Below are 17,843 nucleotides of genomic sequence, written 5' to 3'. Positions count from 1 at the left end.
TTTGCTGCATTCCCTGCTGAACCATCCGGCGGGCGCTCTTTTCGTTTTCTCCAGAAGTCGAACTTGCTAAAGCCCGCCGCGAGCGACGAGGCCTGCCTGCGAGGACGTCATGGAGATCCGCCTTCACAATACCAAGACCCGCCGCAAGGAGGTCTTTGCGCCGATCGATCCCGACAACGTGCGCATGTATGTCTGCGGGCCCACCGTCTATGACCGGGCGCACCTCGGCAACGCGCGTCCCGTGGTGGTGTTCGACGTGCTCTACCGGCTTCTGCGGCATGTCTACGGCGCCGATCACGTGACCTACGTGCGCAACTTCACCGACGTCGACGACAAGATCAACGCGCGTGCCGAGGTGACCGGGCGCAGCATCGGCGCGATCACCGAAGAGACGATCGCGTGGTTCCTTGAGGACATGGGCGCACTCGGCGCGCTGGAGCCGACCCACGCGCCTCGCGCCACCCGGTACATCGACGAGATGATCGCGATGATCGAGGGCTTGATCGCCCACGGCCATGCCTACGCGGCCGAAGGTCACGTGCTGTTCTCGGTCGCGAGCTATGACGCCTACGGCGCACTGTCGGGGCGCTCGGTCGAGGACATGATCGCCGGCGCCCGCGTCGAGGTCGCGCCCTACAAGCGCGATCCGATGGACTTCGTCCTCTGGAAGCCGTCCGAGCCCGGCTTGCCGGGGTGGGAGAGCCCCTGGGGTCGCGGTCGCCCGGGCTGGCACATCGAATGCTCGGCAATGGCCGGCGCGCTTCTTGGCGACAGCTTCGACATCCACGGCGGCGGCAACGACCTGATGTTTCCGCACCACGAGAACGAGATCGCGCAATCGGCCTGCGCGCATCCCGACGGCGATTTCGCGCGTATTTGGATGCACAACGAGATGCTGCAGGTCGAGGGCAAGAAGATGTCGAAGTCGCTCGGCAACTTCTTCACGGTTCGCGATCTGCTGGATGAGGGCATCCCCGGCGAGGTGGTCCGGCTCGTTCTGCTGAGCGCGCATTACCGAAAGCCCATGGACTGGACGGCGGCCAAGCGGAAGGAGGCGGAGGCGCATCTGCGCAAGTGGTACGCACGGGCCGCGTCCGGCCAGGACGGCGCGGCCCCGCACGACGGCGTCGTCGCGGCCCTGACCGACGACCTCAACACCGCGGGCGCGATTTCCGAGATCCACCAGCTCGCGCTTGACGGGGATGCCTCGACACTTCGCGCAACGCTGCAATTCCTCGGCCTGATGGGACGGGACGTTCCGGACTGGGCGGTGACGCCTGCCGCCGACCTGTCCGATTGGGAGGACCGGCTCGCGTCCGAACGGGCGCGGGCCATGGACACCAAGGACTTCGCCGAGGTCGATCGCCTGAAGGCACTCCTGACGAGTGCGGGGGTCGAGGTGCGCATGTCGAAAGCCGGGGTGGAACTGATCCCGGGACCCGACTTCGATGCCGCGAAGCTGGAGGAGGACGCGTGATGGCCCCGACATCGACCGCGTTCCGCAGGCTATGCGTGCCTATGGCCACGCTCCCCCGCTTGCGTTCAGATCCGCTCTCGGAGGCATGTCATGCGTGAACGGCTGTATCTCTACGACACCACGCTGCGTGACGGGCAGCAGACGCAGGGTGTCCAGTTCTCGGTCGCCGAGAAGCAGAAGATCGCCAAGGCGCTCGACGCGCTCGGCGTCGATTACATCGAGGGCGGCTGGCCGGGCGCGAACCCCACCGACAGCGGCTTCTTCGATACCGTCGCGCCGACCCGGGCCACCATGGCCGCGTTCGGCATGACCAAGCGCGCCGGCCGCTCGGCCGAGAACGACGACGTGCTCGCCGCGGTCCTGAACGCGCGCACGGCGGCCGTCTGCCTCGTCGGCAAGACGCATGATTTCCACGTCACCGCCGCGCTCGGCATCGGGCTGGAGGAAAACGTCGAGAATATCCGCGCCTCGGTGGCCCATTGCGTCGCCGAAGGGCGCGAGGCGATCTTCGATGCCGAGCATTTCTTCGACGGCTACGCTGCCAATCCGGACTACGCGCTGGACTGCCTCCGGGCCGCGCGCGACGCCGGCGCGCGCTGGATGGTGCTGTGCGACACGAACGGCGGCACGCTGCCCGACCGGATCGCCGAGGTGGTGCGCGCGGTGATCGCGGCCGGCATCCCTGGCGAGCGATTGGGGATCCATACGCACAACGACACGGAGACGGCGGTGGCCGGGTCGCTCGCCGCGGTCGAGGCCGGAGCGCGCCAGATCCAGGGCACGCTGAACGGTCTCGGCGAGCGGTGTGGCAACGCGAACCTCGTGTCGCTGCTGCCGACGCTGCTGCTGAAGGAGCCCTTCGCGAGCCTGTACGAGACCGGCGTGACCGACGACGCGTTGTCGACGCTGACGCAGGTGAGCCGGATGCTCGACGACGTGCTGAACCGAGTGCCGCTGAAACAGTTGCCCTATGTCGGCGCCTCGGCCTTCGCGCACAAGGCGGGGCTGCATGCCAGTGCCATCCTCAAGGATCCCACCACCTACGAGCATGTCGCGCCCGAGCGCGTCGGCAACGCGCGCTTCATCCCGATGTCGAACCAGGCGGGGCAGTCCAATCTGCGCCGCCGGCTGATGGAGGCCGGGATCGAGGTCTCTCCCGGCGACCCGGCGCTCGCCCGCATCCTCGAGACGGTGAAGTCGCGCGAGGCCGAGGGTTATGCCTACGACACGGCACAGGCCTCGTTCGAGCTTCTCGCTCGCGCCGAGCTGGGCCAGGCGGCCGAGTTCTTCGAGGTCAAGCGCTACCGGGTCACCGTCGAGCGGCGGAAGAACAAGTACGATCGTATGGTGTCGCTGTCCGAGGCGGTCGTGGTGGTCAAGATCAACGGAGAGAAGCGCCTGTCCGTGTCTGAAAGCATGGACGAGACCGGCGCCGACCGCGGGCCGCTGAACGCGCTGGCCAAGGCTCTGGCCAAGGACCTGGGGCCGTACCAGGAGATCATCGACGACATGCGGCTCGTCGATTTCAAGGTCCGCATCACCCAAGGAGGGACCGAAGCGGTGACCCGTGTCATCATCGACAGCGCGGACGGGCAGGGACGGCGCTGGTCCACGGTCGGCGTCTCGGCCAACATCGTCGATGCGAGCTTCGAGGCGCTGCTCGACGCCGTGCGCTGGAAACTCGCCCGCGACGCGGGGCAGGTCGCCGCCGCCGCGGAGTGACGCGCGCGCTGGGCCGGACGAACGGATCGCGCAGGGCGGCGCGCGGCGCATCGTCGTCGCGGTGTGATCCCGGGCGCATCGGATTGCTCCAGCGTCGAACGCGGCCGCGTCGGGTACGGAAGGTCCTGCCATGCCTCCTCCGGGCGGCCCCGCTGGCGTGCCAAAGGAGCAATGCCGTTGCCCTCGTGGACTTTCCCTGCGCCGCTGCGCGGATTAGGTGCCCTCCATGCAGTTCGACGATGATCTGAACGCCTGTGCCATGCTGGTGGAGCAGGGCGACCCCGACCGGTTCCGCGCCGTCATGGCGGTTCCGGTCGCGAGGCGGGCCGTGCTGTTTCCGATCTACGCGGCCAATGTCGAGATCGCCCGCGCGCCGTGGGTGACCGAGGAGCCGCTGATCGCGGAGATGCGGCTGCAATGGTGGGCCGACGCCCTGGACGAGATCGCCGCGCGCGGCGTGGTCCGGCGGCACGAGGTGGTGACGCCGCTCGCCCATGTTCTCGATCCCGAGGGCGCGCGGCTGCTCTCGGCCTCGGTCGAGGCGCACCGCGCCGACGCGCATCGGGAGGACGTGGGCGAGATCGAAACGCTCGACGCCTACCTCGCGGCAACCGGCGGCGGGCTCCTGTGGGCCGCGGCGCGCGCGCTCGGCTCGTCATCCGAGGCGCGGACGCGCGCGGCCGGCTTGCGGCTCGCGCGCGCCAACTGGTGCCTCGGCGCCGCGTCGCTGGCGCGGCGCGGGCGGCGTCCATTTCCCGACATGTCGGACGCCGCGGTCGGACAGGTGATCGCAGCGTGGCGTGACGACCGCAGTGGGCTCGAGACGCGCCCCGATCGCCCCGCGCGGCAGGCGGAACTCGCCGCGTGGCGGGCCGACGGCGTCCTGCGCGAGGCTGCCGCGTCCCCGGGCCGCGTCCTCGACGGCACGCTGGGCGGGGCCGAGGCAGGCAAGCGGTTCACACTGGCGCTCCGCGCCGCCGGTATCGGCCGCGCGGTCTGAACGCTCACTCCGCCGGGCGCTCGCGCGGGCGCAGCGCCAGCCACAGGAGCGCCGCGCCTGCAAGGCAGAGGAGCGGCGCCATCGCCAGGTTGACGGCCGTCCACCCGGCCTCGGCCGTGCCGCCGGCGCAGTTCATCAACCCGCCGGACGCCAGCGACGCCACCGTCACGCCGCCGAACACGATCAGGTCGTTCATGCCCTGAACGCGGCCGCGCTCCTCGGGGCCGTGCGCCGAGGCGAGCATCGAGGTCGCCCCGATGAACCCGAAGTTCCAGCCGATCCCCAGAAGCACGAGCGCCGCGAAGAAGTTGGTCAGCGCGACCCCTGCCAGCCCGATCGCGCCCGCGCCGGCCAGAAGCGCCAGGCCGATGCCGACGATGCGCTCGGCGCCGTAGCGCGCGACCAGGTGCCCCGTGAAGAAGGACGGCACGTACATCGCCAGGACATGCGCGCTCACCACGTCGGCGGCCGCGTTCTGCGAAAAACCGCACCCGACCACGGCCAGCGGCGTCGAGGTCATCATCAGGTTCATCAGCGCGTAGGACACCATGGCGCAGATCACCGCGACCGCGATCCGCGGCGTGGCGAGCAATTCGCGCACGGAGCGGCCCCGCGGGCTGCCCTCCTCGGGCCTGGGCGGGCGCGGAATGTCGAGAAACAGGAACAGCGTCGCCCCGACGACGTTCACCCCGATCACGGCCAGGTAGGTGCCGAGGAACGGGATGACGTAGGCCTCGCTTGTCAGCTTCACGAGCTGCGGCCCGATCAGCGCCGCCGCGAGCCCGCCGGCCAGCACGTAGGAAATCGCCTTCGGCCGGAAGCTGTCGTCCGCGGTGTCGGTGGCGGCGAAGCGGTAGAAATTGTGCGCCGACATGTACGTCCCGGTCAGCAGACTGCCGACAAGGAAGAGACCGAAGGACGCCTCGATCAGGCCCCACGCGCCGATCGCGCCGCCGGCCGCGCCGGCCGCCGCGCCAGTGAAGAAACCCGCGCGCCGCCCGAACCGCTGCATCAGCGTCGACATCAGCGGCGCCGACAGCATCGAGCCGCCGACGATCAGCGAGATCGGCAGCGTGGCAAAGCAGGGGTTCGGGCTGAGCGACTGGCCGGCCAGACCGGCGACGATGAACAGCATCGGCATCTGCGCGCCGAGGATCGCCTGCGCAAGCACCAGGACGGTCACGTTGCGCCGCGCGCGGGAACTCGGCAGATCGCTCATGCCCCTTGCGTAAGCGGCGCCGCGGGCAAGGGCAAGGCGCGCCGGGCATGGGCATCCGCCGTCGCGCGCGGTATCAGAGCCCCGTGATCGACCCTCGCTCCCGCCCTGTCGTCGTGTTCGGCGACACGTCCGAGGCGCGGACGCTCGCCGCGTCCCGCGCGACCGGCGTCGTGCGCTGGCGGGACGACGTCGCCGTCGGGGCCGGGCCGTGCGGCGCGGCGGCGCGTCACGCGACCCTCGGCGCAGCGCTGCGGCAGGCCGAGGCGGCGGCGCTCGTCATCGCGCTGCATCCGTTCGACACGGCCGGCATCGCCGCAGCGCGGGCCGCGGCCGGATCCGCCGGCCTGCCGTGCCTGACCCTGCTGCGTCCGCCCTGGCCCCGGGCGCCCGGAGAGCAGCGCGTCACCGTCCGCAACGCGGCCGCGCTCGCGCGCGTGATCCCGCCCGGGGCGCGCGTCTTCGCGGCGACCGGGCGCGAGGATCTCGCCGCGTTGCGCCGCCTCGACGCGCGGCTCTGGCTTCGGCTCGTCGCGCCTGGGGCCCGGGTCGCCGGCGCGCGGATCGCGCGGGGTGCGCCGCCCTTCACCGTCGACAGCGAGATGCGCCTCTTCCGCCGGATCCGGCCCGACTGGCTGGTCCTGCGCAATGCCGGCGGACCGGGCGCGCGGCCGAAACTCGACGCCGCCCGCGCGCTCGGCATCCGCGTCGCGATGATCGCACGTCCGCCGCGCCCGTGCGGCGCGCTCGCCACGACCCCCGAGGAGGCCTGCCGATGGATCGACCGCATCACCCCGTCGCCGGCCGGATAATCGTCTCCGACGCCTGCGTCTCCGAGGGCGCGGAGTGGCTGGCGCGTGCCGAGCCGCGCTTCGCGGCGGCGTTGGCAGAAACCGGGCCGTTGCCGCTCCGGCGCGCGCCGGACGGGTTCGAACATCTGCTGAACGCGATCGTGAGCCAGCAGGTCTCGGTGGCCTCCGCCCGTGCCATCCGCGGCCGGCTCGCGGCCGCGGGGATGACCACGCCCGAGGCGATCCGCGCCACCGATGCCGACGGCCTCCGGGCGCTCGGTCTGTCGCGGCAGAAGGCGACCTACGCGCGCGCGCTCGCGGAGGCCGAGATCGATTTCGCCGCGCTCCGGGATGCGCCCACGGACGTGGTCGTCGCCACCCTGACCTCGGTCAAGGGCATCGGCGTCTGGACCGCCGAGATCTACGCGATGTTCTCGCTCGGCCGGGCCGACGTCTTCGCGCCCGGCGACCTGGCCCTGCAGGAGGGCGCACGTCTTCTCTTCGCGCTGCCCGGGCGCCCGAAGGAACGGGCGCTGCGCGACATGGCGACCGCCTGGAGCCCGTGGAGATCGGTTGCGGCCCGTGCGCTCTGGGCCTACTACCACGTCGCAAAGGACAGGGAGGGTGTCGCATGACCCGCGTTCTGCAAGCCGGCCGTCGGCCGCCCGTATCGGGCGACACCCGCTCCGCGGTGGTGTTCCTGCACGGTTACGGCGCCAACGGCGCCGATCTTCTCGGCCTGGCGGAGCCGCTGGGCGAACACCTGCCGGACACGCTCTTCGTGGCGCCCGACGCGCCCGAGACCTGCGCCGTCAATCCGATGGGCCTGCAATGGTTCCCGATCCCCTGGATCGACGGATCGAGCCAGGAAGAGGCCGAGGCCGGCATGCGCGCCGCGGCGACCGATCTCGACGCCTTCCTCGACGCGTTCATGGTCGACGAGGATCTCCTGCCGGAACAGGTGGCACTGTTCGGCTTCTCGCAGGGCACGATGATGGCGCTGCACGTGGCGCCGCGCCGCGAGGATCCGGTGGCCGGGGTGGTCGCCTTCTCGGGCCGGGTGCTCAGCCCCGACCTGCTCGAGGACGAGACGCGGAGCCGCTTTCCGGTCCTGCTGGTCCATGGCGATCAGGACGACGTGGTGCCGCCGCACTCGATGCCCGAGGCCGCCGAGGCGCTGCAGACCGCCGGCTGGCAGGAGGTCTTCGCCCACGTCATGAAGGGCACCGGTCACGGCATCGCGCCCGACGGTCTGTCCGTGGCACTGGCCTTCCTGCGCGACAAGTGCGGGTTTTGACCGGCGCGCCCTGACGTCTGGCGGCGCGACGGTCGCCCGGCGCGCGCGCGCGCCGTCCTTCATCTTGCCGAAAACCCCGGGGGTCCGGGGGCAGAGCCCCCGGCGCGTGCCGCACGGGGGCCGCGCGGGTCCGGGCCCCGCCGTCCGCGGCGGAGTGCCGCGCGGTCAGTCACTTGCCCACGCTGTCATCCACGTGTTGCAATGACCCACTATCCCGACCCGTGACACCGTATATTGCGGGACTTGTCGGAATCGGATCGCGATATATAGTGATGTCAGGCTGGGGCGGGGTTCCCCGCTCTGGTGCTTCGGAAGGCGGGCAGTCAGGGCAGGGACCGAGTCGCAGATGGACGGAGATTTCAGGACACATTTCGTGCGCGAGCCGGGAGCGCTGAAACGCAACCCGGCGCTCGTGTTGAACGCGGACTACCGTCCGCTGTCGTATTATCCCTTGTCGCTCTGGCCGTGGCAGGAGGCGGTAAAGGCATCGTTCCTCGACCGGGTCGACATCATCGCCGAATACGACGAGGTGGTCCGAAGCCCCTCGATGACGCTCAGGATACCGAGCGTGGTGGTGCTCAAGGATTTCGTCAAACCGCAGAAGCGCGTGGCCTTCACGCGCTTCAATCTTTTTCTGAGGGACGAATTCCGCTGCCAGTATTGCGGTTCGACCGGCGATCTGACCTTCGATCACGTGGTCCCGCGGGCGAGCGGCGGCATCACGAGCTGGGAAAACGTGGTCGCGGCCTGTGCGCCGTGCAACCTGCGCAAGGGCTCCAAGAGCCTGCGCCAGTCCGGCCTGTCGCTGCGCAAGCCGCCGCGCCAGCCCGGCGCGGAGGAGCTGCGCAACATGGGTCGGCGTTTTCCGCCGAACCACCTCCACCACAGCTGGCTCGATTTCCTCTACTGGGACGCCGAACTGGAGCAGTGAGCGCGATCAAGGCCGGGGCCGCAGGCCGGCCCAGGCCACGCCGGCGCTCAGCGCCGACAGGGCCGCGCAGGTCCACGCGACGGCGATGAATCCCGCATCCGTCGCCGCCCTGTGGGCCGCGCCATCGGCTGCCGCGCCGAAGCTCGCCGGCCCGCCCGACGCGGCGTAGACCGCCCCGGCCAGCGCGCCCGCCACGGCGACCGCGATCAGCCCTGCCACCCGCGTCACCGCGTTGTTCACGCCCGAGGCCGTGCCGCTTTGCGCATCGTCGACCGCGCCCATGACCGCGGTCGACAGCGGCGCGACGACGAAGGCCATGCCCAGGCCGGCCAGCGCCATCGCCGGAACGACCGCGAACCAGTAGCTCTGGAGCGGCACGCTGGCCGCCAGAAGACCGTAGGCCAGCGCCACCAGCGCCGAGCCGCCGGCGATGGGCGCGCGCGGCCCGATCCGGTCCGCCAACCGCCCCACGCGTGGCGACAGCGCCGAGATGAAGACCGACAGCGGCGCGAAGGCGGCGGATGCCGCCAGAGGAGAGACGCCCCATGCCGCGATCAGCGTCATCGGCAGGTAGAACAGCATCGCCGTCAGCGCGAAATACAGGAAGAAGGACAGAAGGTTCGCCGCCGCGAAGACCGGGCTGCGGAACAGGCCGAGCGGCACCATCGGCGCCGTCACCCGTGCCTGCGCGGCGATGAAGATCGCGAAGACGACGAGCCCGGCCGCGGCCAGACCCCACCGGATGCCGCCGGTGCCGCCCTCGTGCTCGGCTCCCGACAGGCCCCACGCGAGCAAAAGGAGCCCGAGCGTCGCCAGTCCCGCGCCGACAAGGTCGATCGGGCGATCCTCGGTCCGGCCTTCCTGCGCGTGGCGCCACAGCAGCCAGAGCGCGATCCCGCCCAGCGGCAGGTTCACCGCGAAGATCCAGCGCCACGCGGTATCGCCGAACGCGCTGAGCACCGCGCCGCCGACCACCGGGCCGAGTGCCGTGGTGAGCGCCGAGGCCGCGGCCCAGGTGCCGATCGCCGCGCCGCGCTCCTCGCGCGGGTAGGCGCGGCTGATGAGCGCGAGAGAGCCTGGCACCATCAGCGCCGCACCGATGCCCTGAACCGCGCGCGCGGCGATGAGCAACCCGGCGGTCGGCGCCGCGGCGCACACCATCGACGCTGCGACGAAGAGCGCGATCCCGGCGCCGAAGACGCGCGCCACGCCGAACCGGTCGCCGAGCGCGCCCCCCACGAGGATCAGCGAGGACAGCGTCAGCAGGTAGGCGTTCGCCATCCACTGCGCCTGCCCGAGCGTGGCCGACAACGTCTCGCGCATGGCGGGCAGGGCGATCGCCACCACCGACCCGTCGATGAAGCCGAGCGCGGAGGCCAGGATCGCGGCAACCAGCAGGTATGGCCGCGCGCGTTCGGTGCACAACCCGGAATCGAAAACGGGCCGCCGTGCGGAGACGGAGGCCCGATCGGGTCGGTCTGCGGTGTCGGGGCCCGTCATCGCGCGGGCCTCCGTCGGCTCAGCTCGGCTGCTGCTCGGCCTTCTGGGCCGGTGCCGCCTGCTGCGGGGCGGAACCCTTGCCGCGCGAGGACAGCGGATCGTCCTGACGCTGCACGGAGCCCTCGAAATGCGCGCCGCTTTCGATCGCGATGGTCTTGTGGATGATGTCGCCCTCGACGCGCGCGGTCGCGGTGAGGCGCACCTTCAGGCCGCGCACGCGGCCCACGATGCGGCCGTTGACCACCACATCGTCGGCGATGCACTCGCCCTTGATGGTCGCGGTCTCGCCGACGGTCAGAAGATGGGCGCGGATGTCGCCCTCGACCGTGCCTTCGACCTGAATGTCGCCGGTGGTCTTCACGTTGCCGGTGATGTGCAGATCGCTCGAGAGCACCGACGCCGCCGGCTTGGCCTTCGGTGCAGCGGGCTTGAAGTCGGAGGACTGGCGCGGTGCCGCGGCCTGCGGATCGGCGGGCGCCGGCTTGCTGTCCTCCGGCTTGGTCGCCGGTTCGTTGATCTTGCTCTTAGAAAACATCGTTCGCAGCCTTGATGTAGGTCATTGGGTTGACGGCCCTGCCGCCGACACGGACCTCGTAGTGCAGGTGCGTGCCGGTCGAACGTCCAGTGTTCCCCATAGCAGCAATCTTTTGCCCACGCGAGACCCTTTGCCCGACCTCGACATACAGTTGCGAGTTGTGTGCGTAGCGCGTTTCGATCCCGAATTCGTGCTTGATTTTGACCAGCCGGCCATAGCCCGACTGCCAGCCCGCATGCACCACGACGCCGTCCGCGGTCGCATAGATCGCGGTGCCGTGCGCGGCGGCGAAATCGGCGCCCTCGTGCATCCGGCCCCAGCGGCGGCCGAAGCCAGAGGTGAAGCGGAACGGATCCTTCAGCGGCGAGGCGAAGGGCACCTTCTGCGCGGCGATCCGGTAGAGGTTCAGCCGGTCCATCTGGTTGAGGATCTCGTTGGCGCGGCTCGCGTCAGCGCCCAGATCCTCGCCGCGGGTCGAGAACGACAGCGGCGTCAGCGGGCCGCCCTGGCCCGAATAGCCACGACGCACCTCGTCGAGGATGTCGTCGGGATCCATGCCGGCAGCCTCGAACATCTTGTCCAGCGGCTTCACCGACACGGTCATCGCCTCTTCGAGCTGACGGAAGATCAAGTCGTTCTTCTCTTCCATCAGGCGGATCTCGGTCGCCATTTCGTCGGCGCGGAGGAGCGCGTCCTGCGCGTCCGCGACGACCTGGTCGCGCTCTTCGGCGGTGCTGGCCAGCGCGGCGGTCAGGAAATCGAGCGTGCTGTCGTCGCCCGAGGCGGCGAGGGCGGCGCCGCCTTCCTCGACCTGGCGGCGAAGCGCGGCGTACTGGTCGCGGACCGCCTCTCGCTCTTTCATCGTCGCGCCGAGCGTGGCCTGGACGACGTCGAGCCCGGTTTCCAGTTCGCGGCGGCGGGACTCGCTCTCGAGCAGCTGAGACTGCATCGCGGAGACTTCGGCCAGTGCCGAGTTGAAGCGTGCCTGAGCGGCGAGAGCCTCGGCCGCGCGGGCGTCACGTTCGGCGGCGACGGCGTTCAGGCGGTGCTGAAAGGTGACCTGGTCGCGCTGCGCCTGTTCCCGGTAGGAGCCGGCGCCGATCGAGTCCATGAGAAGGATCGCCGTGGCGACGATGGCCCAACCGACCACGGCGGTGGCCCCGGCAAATGCGATGGCCTGCGTTTCTGGTCGAAGGCGGATGAAGCGAGTGTCTGTTTCGGAGCGGAGGAACAGGCGGCGTTCCGGAAATGTGCGCTCGAGGAGCGCATGTGTCTTGATCGCGAAGCGCGTTCTCACGTGTTCGTCCCTCTGTCCCGTTTCGCCCGTCCCACATTTGGTGCTCGGCGTCCCGTCCGGTCCCGGCACCTTAGGTTACAGGGGTTACCCAGCCGTGATTTTGGTTGCAACATTTTGAGGCATCACGGTCCTCCGACCGGGCCGGATCATGCCGAAGCGGCAAAAATCCGCCGATTCCAGCGCCTTTGCCAAGCGTCAGCCGCCTGTTTCCGCAGCAAGCGGCCAGTAGAAGTCCGGCGCGAGGCCGGCTTCGGCCCGCTTTTCCTCGTTGAAGGGCGGCTTCAGCGCGCCCTTGAAATAGCGCCTGACCAGCGCGTGAAAGTGCGGCAGCGGATCGATTTCGTGCCGGCCGCAGAGGAAATGATACCACTTGGAGCCATAGGCGACGTGACCGACTTCCTCGGCATAGATCGTTTCCAGCGCTGCAACGGCATCGGTGGCCCCGGCCTTGCGGAAGATCTCGATCATGCCCGGGGTCACGTCGAGGCCGCGCGCCTCGAGGACCATCGGCACCACGGCCAGCCGGCCGAAGAAGTCCTCGGCCGTGTCCTCGGCGGCGCGCCACATGCCGGCATGGGCCGGCAGGGCGCCGTAGCTGCTTCCCGCCGCCTCAAGACAGTCCGCCATCAGGTTGAAATGTTTTGATTCCTCGTCTGCGGCCTTGACCCAGTCGTCGTGAAACCCGGCTGGCATCGGGGTGTCCGCGAAGCGCGCGATGATGTCCCAGTGCAGGTCGACCGCGTTCAGTTCGATATGCGCGACCGCGTGCAGGAGCGCGATCCGCCCCTGCGGACTGCCGGGCTTGCGCTTGGGCACGTCGCGGGGATCGCGCAGTTCGGGGCTTTCCGGTCGCGCCGGGCGCAGCGGCGGAACCGCTCGGCCAAGAGGGATCTCCTCGCCGGCCGCACGCGCGGACTGCCAGCGGGCGGCGTGCGCGCGACTGCGCGCGGTCTTGTCGCGAGGATCGGCCGTGGTCAGCACGTCCACGGCCATTTCGGTCAGTGTCTGCGTCATGGGGCGGCTCCGCATCCGGTGGGTTGCGGCCTGTGTCGCAGGGCCGGACCCGGATCGCCAGTGCTCGCGCCGATCCGGGGTCCGGTTGCAGGATCACATCGCCTTTACGGCGTCCAGAACCTCCTCGGCGTGGCCAGGCACCTTCACCTTCGGCCATGTCCTGGCGATCGTGCCGTCGCCGGCGATCAGGAACGTCGACCGCTCGATCCCCATGAAGGTCTTGCCGTACATGCTCTTTTCCTTCCACACGCCGTAGCGCTCGCAGACGTCGCCCTCGGCATCGGACAGAAGCGGCACGGTGAGCGACTTTTTCGCCATGAACTTGTCGTGGCTCTCGATCGTGTCCTTGGAGATCCCGAAGACCTTGGCGCCGGCGGCTTCGAACTCGGGCAGGAGCGCGGTGAACGCCTCGTTTTCCTTGGTGCAGCCCGACGTGTCATCGCGCGGATAAAAGAACAGGACCACCGGTGCGGGGCGAAGTTCAGACAGCGTGACCTCGCCGCCTCCAGTCACGGGCAGGGTAAAATCGGGCGCGGTGTCGGCGGTATCGAGCATGTGAGGGGCTCCCTGGCGATTTGACTTTTGACCTTGCACGCATTCCGTGACCATCAGGACATGCGCGCGGTGCGTGCGCAGAGGATAACGCGGGAGCGCCGGACCGCCAGTGCAGAGCGATGGCCCAGAGCAAAGCGGACGCCGCCGGCGATGGCCGATCCGTCTCGCGACCGTCCTCGTGCTTCTCGCGACGGCAGCGATCCTTGCGGCGGGCGCGCTGGTGGGGCGCCCGCTCATGGTTCCCGACTGGGCATCCGAGCGGATCGAAACGCGGGTCGCGGACCTCGTGCCCGGCGCGACCATCGAGTTCGACGACCTCCGCTTGGTGATCGGCGATGCCGGTCTGGTCCGGGTGCGAATGGACAACGCCGCACTGCGCGCGCCGGACGGCGCCCCTATTGCCGCGCTGTCCGAACTTGAGATCGCCGCCGAGGCGATGCCGCTTCTGTCCGGGGACGTGGTGCTGCGGTCGGCGCGCGTATCGGGGGCGTTCCTCAGTGCACAGCGCGACGCCGACGGCCGGCTGGGCATCGGGCTGGGTATCGTCGGCGGGGATCGCCCGAGCGTGCCGGAGGTCGTGGCGCGCATCGACGCGGCTCTCGGCGATCCCCGACTTGCCTCGCTCGACCGCGTGTCGCTCGACGGGCTCACGATCCGCCTGATCGATCGCCGTCTCGGTCGCGAGGCGCTGGCCGAGAATGGCCAGATCTCGGTGCAGCGCGACGCCGGAACGCTGCGCCTGTCGGGGAGCGCGTCGCTTCTCGGCGAGGGCGACACGCCCGCGCGCTTCGCCCTCAATGCCGAGAGCGGGATCGGCGATGCCGACTTGTCCTTCGGCCTGTCGCTCGATGGCTTGCCGGCCGAGGACATTGCCGGGCAGAGCCCCGCGCTTGCGTGGCTCGAGGCGCTGCGCGCGCCGATCTCGGGTAGCCTTCGGGGCTGGACGGATGCCGACGGCGCGGTCGGCGGCCTTGACGCGACGCTGCGGATCGGGCCGGGTGTGCTGCAGCCGACCGAGGCGGCGCGGCCGCTGCGCTTCGAAAGTGCGCAGACCTATTTCTCGTTCGCGCCGGAGACCGGGCGCATCGACTTCTCCGAGATTTCGGTCGACAGCGCGGCCGGCCGCGGCCGCGCCACCGGGCGCGCCACGCTGAGGCCTGGGGCGGATGGCCGGCCGGAGGCAATCACCGGGCAATTCGCGCTGTCCGAGGTGCGCACGAATCCCGGGGATCTGTTCGCCGCGCCGCTCGAGATCGGAGCCGCCGAGGTCGACGTGAAGCTGGAACTCGCGCCGTTCCGGGTGGAGATCGGCCGGCTTTCGGTGACGGAGCCCGCGCCTGCGCTGCGGGGCCGCGGGCATGTCGCAGCGGGCGCAGATGGCTGGGCAGTCAGCGTGGATGCTTTTGCCGACCGTCTGCCACCCGAGACGCTGGTGGCCTACTGGCCCACCGGGATCGCGCCCGGGACGCGCAGCTGGGTGTCCGAGCGGGTGGTCGGCGGCGTGGCGCGCGACGCGATCCTTGGCCTGCGATGGCAGCCGGGCGACCGCCCGTCGCTCTACGTCGATGCCGGTTTCGAGGACGCGACCGTCCGCTTCGCCGATACGCTGCCACCGGTGGAGGCTGCCGAGGGCAGGCTCATGATCGCCGAGGACAGGCTGTCCGCGCGGGTTGATGCGGGCCGGCTTTCGCCGCCGGAGGGCGGGCCTATCGACATAGCCGGCAGCAGTTTCGTGATCCCGGACACGCGGCAGAAGCCGGCGACGGGCGAGTTGCGCCTTGCGGCCGCAGCCCCGGCGCGCGCCGCTCTGTCATTTCTCGACCTGCCGCCGCTGTCGCTTTTGCAGAAGGCTGGCCGCACACCCGATCTGGCGACCGGGCAGGTGCAGGTCACGGGCACGCTGACCCGGCCACTGGCAAGCGGCGTCACGTTCGCGGACACCGCGCTCGATCTCTCGGGAACGCTGAGCGACGTGGAAACCACGCGTGCGGTCCCCGACCGGCGCATCGCGGCGGACACGCTCGATCTGTCGGTGACGAACACGGAGGTGAGTCTCGCCGGCGACCTGACCTTCGACGGCGTGCCCTTCGACGGGAGCTGGACCCTGCCCATCGGGGAAGCAGGCGGCAGCGGTGCCCGGATCGCGGGCACCGCGCGTCTTAGCGCGTCGGCGGCTCAGGCGCTCGGGGTGGCGTTGCCACAGGGGCTCATCTCAGGCGAGGGACCGGCGCGGGTAGAGGTGGCGCTGCCACCCGGAGGCCCGCCGCAATTCCGGCTGACCTCCTCTCTTTCGGGCATCGGCATGGCGATCCCGCAAATCGGTTGGTCCCTCGCGCGCGGCACGCAGGGAACGCTCGACATCGCTGGCCGGCTCGGCGAGGCGCCCCGGATCGACACGCTGCGCCTAGACGCCGGGGGGCTTAGGACGGCCGGGCGCATCGACCTGCGACCCGGTGGCGGGCTCGATGCGGTGCGGCTCGATCGCGTCCGGATCGGCAACTGGCTCGACGCGCCGGTGACGCTTGTCGGTCGCGGCGCAGGCGCGGCGCCCGAGGTGCGGGTGCGCGGGGGCCGGCTCGACCTGCGCGGCGTGTCCCCGTCTGGCGGCGGAGGCGGCGGCGGCTCCGGCGGCGGTACCCCTCTCGACGTGCAACTCGACCAACTCACCATCGCCGAGGGCATCGCGCTGCGCGGCTTCGCCGGGCGGTTCGCCGCCCGGGGCGGTGGGCTCGACGGAGGGTTCACCGCCGAGATGTCGGGCACCGGCGCCCCGGTCCGCGGACAGCTCCTGCCGCAGAACGGCGGCACGGGCCTCCGCCTCCTGTCCGAGGATGCCGGCGATGTTCTGGAATCGACGGGTATCCTCAAGACCGTTGCCGGCGGGCGGCTCGTGCTCAACCTCACGCCCGAAGGCCGTCCGGGCACCTACGACGGGGCGGTCACCGTCACCGACGCACGATTGCGCGATGCGCCAGCCATCGGGGCGCTGCTCGATGCGATCTCGATCGTCGGGATCATCGACCAGCTCGAAGGCCCGGGGATCTACTTTCAGGACGTCGAGGCGCGGTTCCGTCTGAGTCCCGAGCGGGTGACGCTGACGCAATCGAGCGCCGTCGGCCCGTCGATGGGCGTGTCGATGGACGGCACGGTCGATCTGCGCTCGGGCTCCATCGACCTGCAGGGGGTGCTGTCGCCGGTCTACGTCCTGAACTCGATCGGCTCGATCTTCACCCGGCGCGGCGAGGGGCTGCTCGGGTTCAACTTCACCATCGGCGGGTCGTCGTCGGCGCCGCGGGTTGCGGTCAATCCGCTTTCGGTGTTCACCCCCGGCATGTTCCGCGAGATTTTTCGCCGACCGCCGCCGGTGCCCGAATGAGCCTGCACATCGACGCCTTCGACTTCGACCTGCCGGAGGATCTGATCGCGACGCGCCCCGCGCGCCCGCGCTCGTCGGCGCGGCTGCTTGTGGCCGAGGGTGATCGGATCACCGACGCGGTCGTGCGCGATCTCGGCGATTGGCTTCGGCCCGGCGACCGGCTCGTGCTCAACGACACGAAGGTCATTCCGGCGCGGCTGTCGGGCACGCGGGCCCGCACCGGTGCCGAGGGCCGGACCGAGGCGCGGGTCGAAGTGACCCTGCTGGAGCCGCGCACCGACGGCACGTGGGCGGCGCTGGTCAAACCGCTCAAGAAGGTGCGCGACGGCGAGACGATCCGGTTTTCCGACGCGCTTTCGGCGGTGCTCGAGTCGCGCGGCGACGGGCAGGGCGTGCTGCGGTTCAACCTCGAGGGGGAGGCATTCGACACCGCGCTCGCCGAGGCCGGTGCAATGCCGCTGCCGCCTTATATCGCGGGACGTCGCGCCGCCGATGCGCGCGATCGCGAGGATTACCAGACGGTATGGGCGGCGCGGCCGGGCGCCGTCGCGGCGCCGACGGCGTCGCTGCATTTCGACGATGCGCTGCTGGCCGACCTGTCCGCGCGTGGTATCGCCTTCAGCCACGTCACGCTGCATATCGGCGCCGGCACTTTCCTGCCGGTAAAGGTCGAGGACGTCACCACCCACCGGATGCACGCCGAGTGGGGCGAGGTGTCCGAGCGCGCCGCGGACGAGATCGCCGCCACCCGTGCCGCCGGCGGGCGCATCATTCCCGTGGGCACGACCGCCCTGCGCCTGATCGAGACGGCGGCCCGCGATACCGGCAACGTCCGGCCCTGGACCGGCGAGACCGACATCTTCATCTATCCCGGTTTCGCGTTCCGCGCGACGGACGCGCTGATGACCAACTTCCACCTGCCGCGCTCGACGCTGATGATGCTGGTCTCCGCCCTGATGGGGGCCGAGCGCATCCGCGCGATCTACGCCCACGCCGTCGCGGAGCGCTACCGCTTCTTCTCATACGGCGACGCCTCTCTGCTGGTGCCGGGAGACGCGTAAAATCGACAGCGTGTCGGTCGCAAAGCGTATGGACGCGCCGCGAGGCCGGATGTAGCGGAAGGCCGAGCCGA

General features: G+C 70.4%; 15 protein-coding genes. 9 read left to right on the top strand and 6 right to left on the bottom strand.

From position 1 onward, the window contains the following. The first annotated feature begins 109 nt into the window (after positions 1–109). From cysS to ROJ8625_RS06450, 3 genes are all read left to right on the top strand, one after another. The gene (gene cysS, locus ROJ8625_RS06460; protein WP_085791058.1) at positions 110–1,477 is read left to right on the top strand and encodes a cysteine--tRNA ligase; all 1,368 of its coding nucleotides are present in this window, start codon (positions 110–112) and stop codon (positions 1,475–1,477) included. A 90-nt stretch (positions 1,478–1,567) separates the two neighbouring features. Then, positions 1,568–3,199, top strand: a complete 1,632-nt coding sequence (gene cimA, locus ROJ8625_RS06455) for a citramalate synthase (protein ID WP_085791057.1) — start codon at positions 1,568–1,570, stop codon at positions 3,197–3,199. Between the two features lie 226 nt (positions 3,200–3,425). Next, the gene (locus tag ROJ8625_RS06450) at positions 3,426–4,199 is read left to right on the top strand and encodes a squalene/phytoene synthase family protein (protein WP_085791056.1); all 774 of its coding nucleotides are present in this window, start codon (positions 3,426–3,428) and stop codon (positions 4,197–4,199) included. 4 nt (positions 4,200–4,203) lie between these two features. Here the strand turns inward: ROJ8625_RS06450 and ROJ8625_RS06445 are convergent, their stop codons facing one another. Further along, on the bottom strand, positions 4,204–5,418 hold the full coding sequence (locus ROJ8625_RS06445; protein ID WP_085791055.1) for an MFS transporter: 1,215 nt from the start codon (positions 5,416–5,418) through the stop codon (positions 4,204–4,206). Between the two features lie 47 nt (positions 5,419–5,465). On the opposite strand from ROJ8625_RS06445, the gene ROJ8625_RS06440 reads away from it, so the two are divergent. The 4 genes from ROJ8625_RS06440 to ROJ8625_RS06425 all read left to right on the top strand — a co-directional run bounded on the left by ROJ8625_RS06440 (position 5,466) and on the right by ROJ8625_RS06425 (position 8,434). After that, entirely contained in the window at positions 5,466–6,227 is a 762-nt protein-coding gene (locus ROJ8625_RS06440; protein ID WP_085791054.1) for a precorrin-6A/cobalt-precorrin-6A reductase, read from the top strand. Beyond that, complete coding sequence (locus ROJ8625_RS06435) at positions 6,191–6,841, top strand: DNA-3-methyladenine glycosylase family protein (RefSeq protein ID WP_085791053.1); 651 nt, start codon at positions 6,191–6,193, stop codon at positions 6,839–6,841. The genes ROJ8625_RS06440 and ROJ8625_RS06435 overlap by 37 nt, the downstream gene beginning before the upstream one ends. Next, entirely contained in the window at positions 6,838–7,503 is a 666-nt protein-coding gene (locus ROJ8625_RS06430) for an alpha/beta hydrolase (RefSeq protein ID WP_085791052.1), read from the top strand. The genes ROJ8625_RS06435 and ROJ8625_RS06430 overlap by 4 nt, the downstream gene beginning before the upstream one ends. 346 nt (positions 7,504–7,849) lie before the next feature. Continuing rightward, complete coding sequence (locus ROJ8625_RS06425) at positions 7,850–8,434, top strand: HNH endonuclease (RefSeq protein ID WP_085791051.1); 585 nt, start codon at positions 7,850–7,852, stop codon at positions 8,432–8,434. Between the two features lie 6 nt (positions 8,435–8,440). On the opposite strand, the gene ROJ8625_RS06420 is transcribed toward ROJ8625_RS06425, so the two are convergent. From ROJ8625_RS06420 to ROJ8625_RS06400, 5 genes are all read right to left on the bottom strand, one after another. Next, on the bottom strand, positions 8,441–9,934 hold the full coding sequence (locus ROJ8625_RS06420; RefSeq protein ID WP_085791050.1) for an MFS transporter: 1,494 nt from the start codon (positions 9,932–9,934) through the stop codon (positions 8,441–8,443). A gap of 19 nt (positions 9,935–9,953) precedes the next feature. Next, positions 9,954–10,469: a bactofilin family protein gene (locus ROJ8625_RS06415; protein ID WP_085791049.1), complete on the bottom strand. Its 516-nt coding sequence runs from the start codon at positions 10,467–10,469 to the stop codon at positions 9,954–9,956. After that, positions 10,459–11,766, bottom strand: a complete 1,308-nt coding sequence (locus ROJ8625_RS06410; RefSeq protein WP_085791048.1) for a M23 family metallopeptidase — start codon at positions 11,764–11,766, stop codon at positions 10,459–10,461. The genes ROJ8625_RS06415 and ROJ8625_RS06410 overlap by 11 nt, the downstream gene beginning before the upstream one ends. Positions 11,767–11,961: 195 nt before the next feature. Beyond that, positions 11,962–12,780, bottom strand: coding sequence for a ferritin-like domain-containing protein (locus ROJ8625_RS06405; RefSeq protein WP_234984184.1), 819 nt, complete (start codon positions 12,778–12,780; stop codon positions 11,962–11,964). A 93-nt stretch (positions 12,781–12,873) separates the two neighbouring features. Then, positions 12,874–13,335 (bottom strand): peroxiredoxin, encoded by a 462-nt coding sequence (locus tag ROJ8625_RS06400; protein WP_085791047.1) that lies wholly within the window; start codon positions 13,333–13,335, stop codon positions 12,874–12,876. Between the two features lie 178 nt (positions 13,336–13,513). Here ROJ8625_RS06400 and ROJ8625_RS06395 point away from each other — a divergent pair, with 178 nt between their 5' ends. Together ROJ8625_RS06395 and queA are read left to right on the top strand one after the other, a co-directional pair. Continuing rightward, positions 13,514–16,711: a YhdP family protein gene (locus tag ROJ8625_RS06395; RefSeq protein ID WP_143535062.1), complete on the top strand. Its 3,198-nt coding sequence runs from the start codon at positions 13,514–13,516 to the stop codon at positions 16,709–16,711. Beyond that, complete coding sequence (gene queA, locus ROJ8625_RS06390; protein WP_370738469.1) at positions 16,708–17,772, top strand: tRNA preQ1(34) S-adenosylmethionine ribosyltransferase-isomerase QueA; 1,065 nt, start codon at positions 16,708–16,710, stop codon at positions 17,770–17,772. Before ROJ8625_RS06395 ends, queA begins: the two co-directional genes overlap by 4 nt. Positions 17,773–17,843 lie beyond the last annotated feature (71 nt).

Origin of the sequence: Roseivivax jejudonensis (genome assembly GCF_900172265.1) — a bacterium.
Lineage (GTDB): Bacteria > Pseudomonadota > Alphaproteobacteria > Rhodobacterales > Rhodobacteraceae > Roseivivax > Roseivivax jejudonensis.
The sequence above is the reverse complement of the archived record's forward strand: the minus strand, read 5'-3'. Positions and strand labels throughout refer to the sequence as shown.

What these genes read in the sequence shown, in the direction of transcription:
- cysS (WP_085791058.1), top strand. Translation starts at nt 110, where the DNA reads ATGGAGATCCGCCTTCACAATACCAAGACCCGCCGCAAGGAGGTCTTT.
- ROJ8625_RS06430 (WP_085791052.1), top strand. Translation starts at nt 6,838, where the DNA reads ATGACCCGCGTTCTGCAAGCCGGCCGTCGGCCGCCCGTATCGGGCGAC.
- ROJ8625_RS06445 (WP_085791055.1), bottom strand. Translation starts at nt 5,418, where the DNA reads ATGAGCGATCTGCCGAGTTCCCGCGCGCGGCGCAACGTGACCGTCCTG.
- cimA (WP_085791057.1), top strand. Translation starts at nt 1,568, where the DNA reads ATGCGTGAACGGCTGTATCTCTACGACACCACGCTGCGTGACGGGCAG.
- ROJ8625_RS06440 (WP_085791054.1), top strand. Translation starts at nt 5,466, where the DNA reads ATGGGCATCCGCCGTCGCGCGCGGTATCAGAGCCCCGTGATCGACCCT.
- ROJ8625_RS06400 (WP_085791047.1), bottom strand. Translation starts at nt 13,335, where the DNA reads ATGCTCGATACCGCCGACACCGCGCCCGATTTTACCCTGCCCGTGACT.
- ROJ8625_RS06450 (WP_085791056.1), top strand. Translation starts at nt 3,426, where the DNA reads ATGCAGTTCGACGATGATCTGAACGCCTGTGCCATGCTGGTGGAGCAG.
- ROJ8625_RS06425 (WP_085791051.1), top strand. Translation starts at nt 7,850, where the DNA reads ATGGACGGAGATTTCAGGACACATTTCGTGCGCGAGCCGGGAGCGCTG.
- ROJ8625_RS06405 (WP_234984184.1), bottom strand. Translation starts at nt 12,780, where the DNA reads ATGACGCAGACACTGACCGAAATGGCCGTGGACGTGCTGACCACGGCC.
- queA (WP_370738469.1), top strand. Translation starts at nt 16,708, where the DNA reads ATGAGCCTGCACATCGACGCCTTCGACTTCGACCTGCCGGAGGATCTG.
- ROJ8625_RS06420 (WP_085791050.1), bottom strand. Translation starts at nt 9,934, where the DNA reads ATGACGGGCCCCGACACCGCAGACCGACCCGATCGGGCCTCCGTCTCC.
- ROJ8625_RS06415 (WP_085791049.1), bottom strand. Translation starts at nt 10,469, where the DNA reads ATGTTTTCTAAGAGCAAGATCAACGAACCGGCGACCAAGCCGGAGGAC.
- ROJ8625_RS06435 (WP_085791053.1), top strand. Translation starts at nt 6,191, where the DNA reads ATGGATCGACCGCATCACCCCGTCGCCGGCCGGATAATCGTCTCCGAC.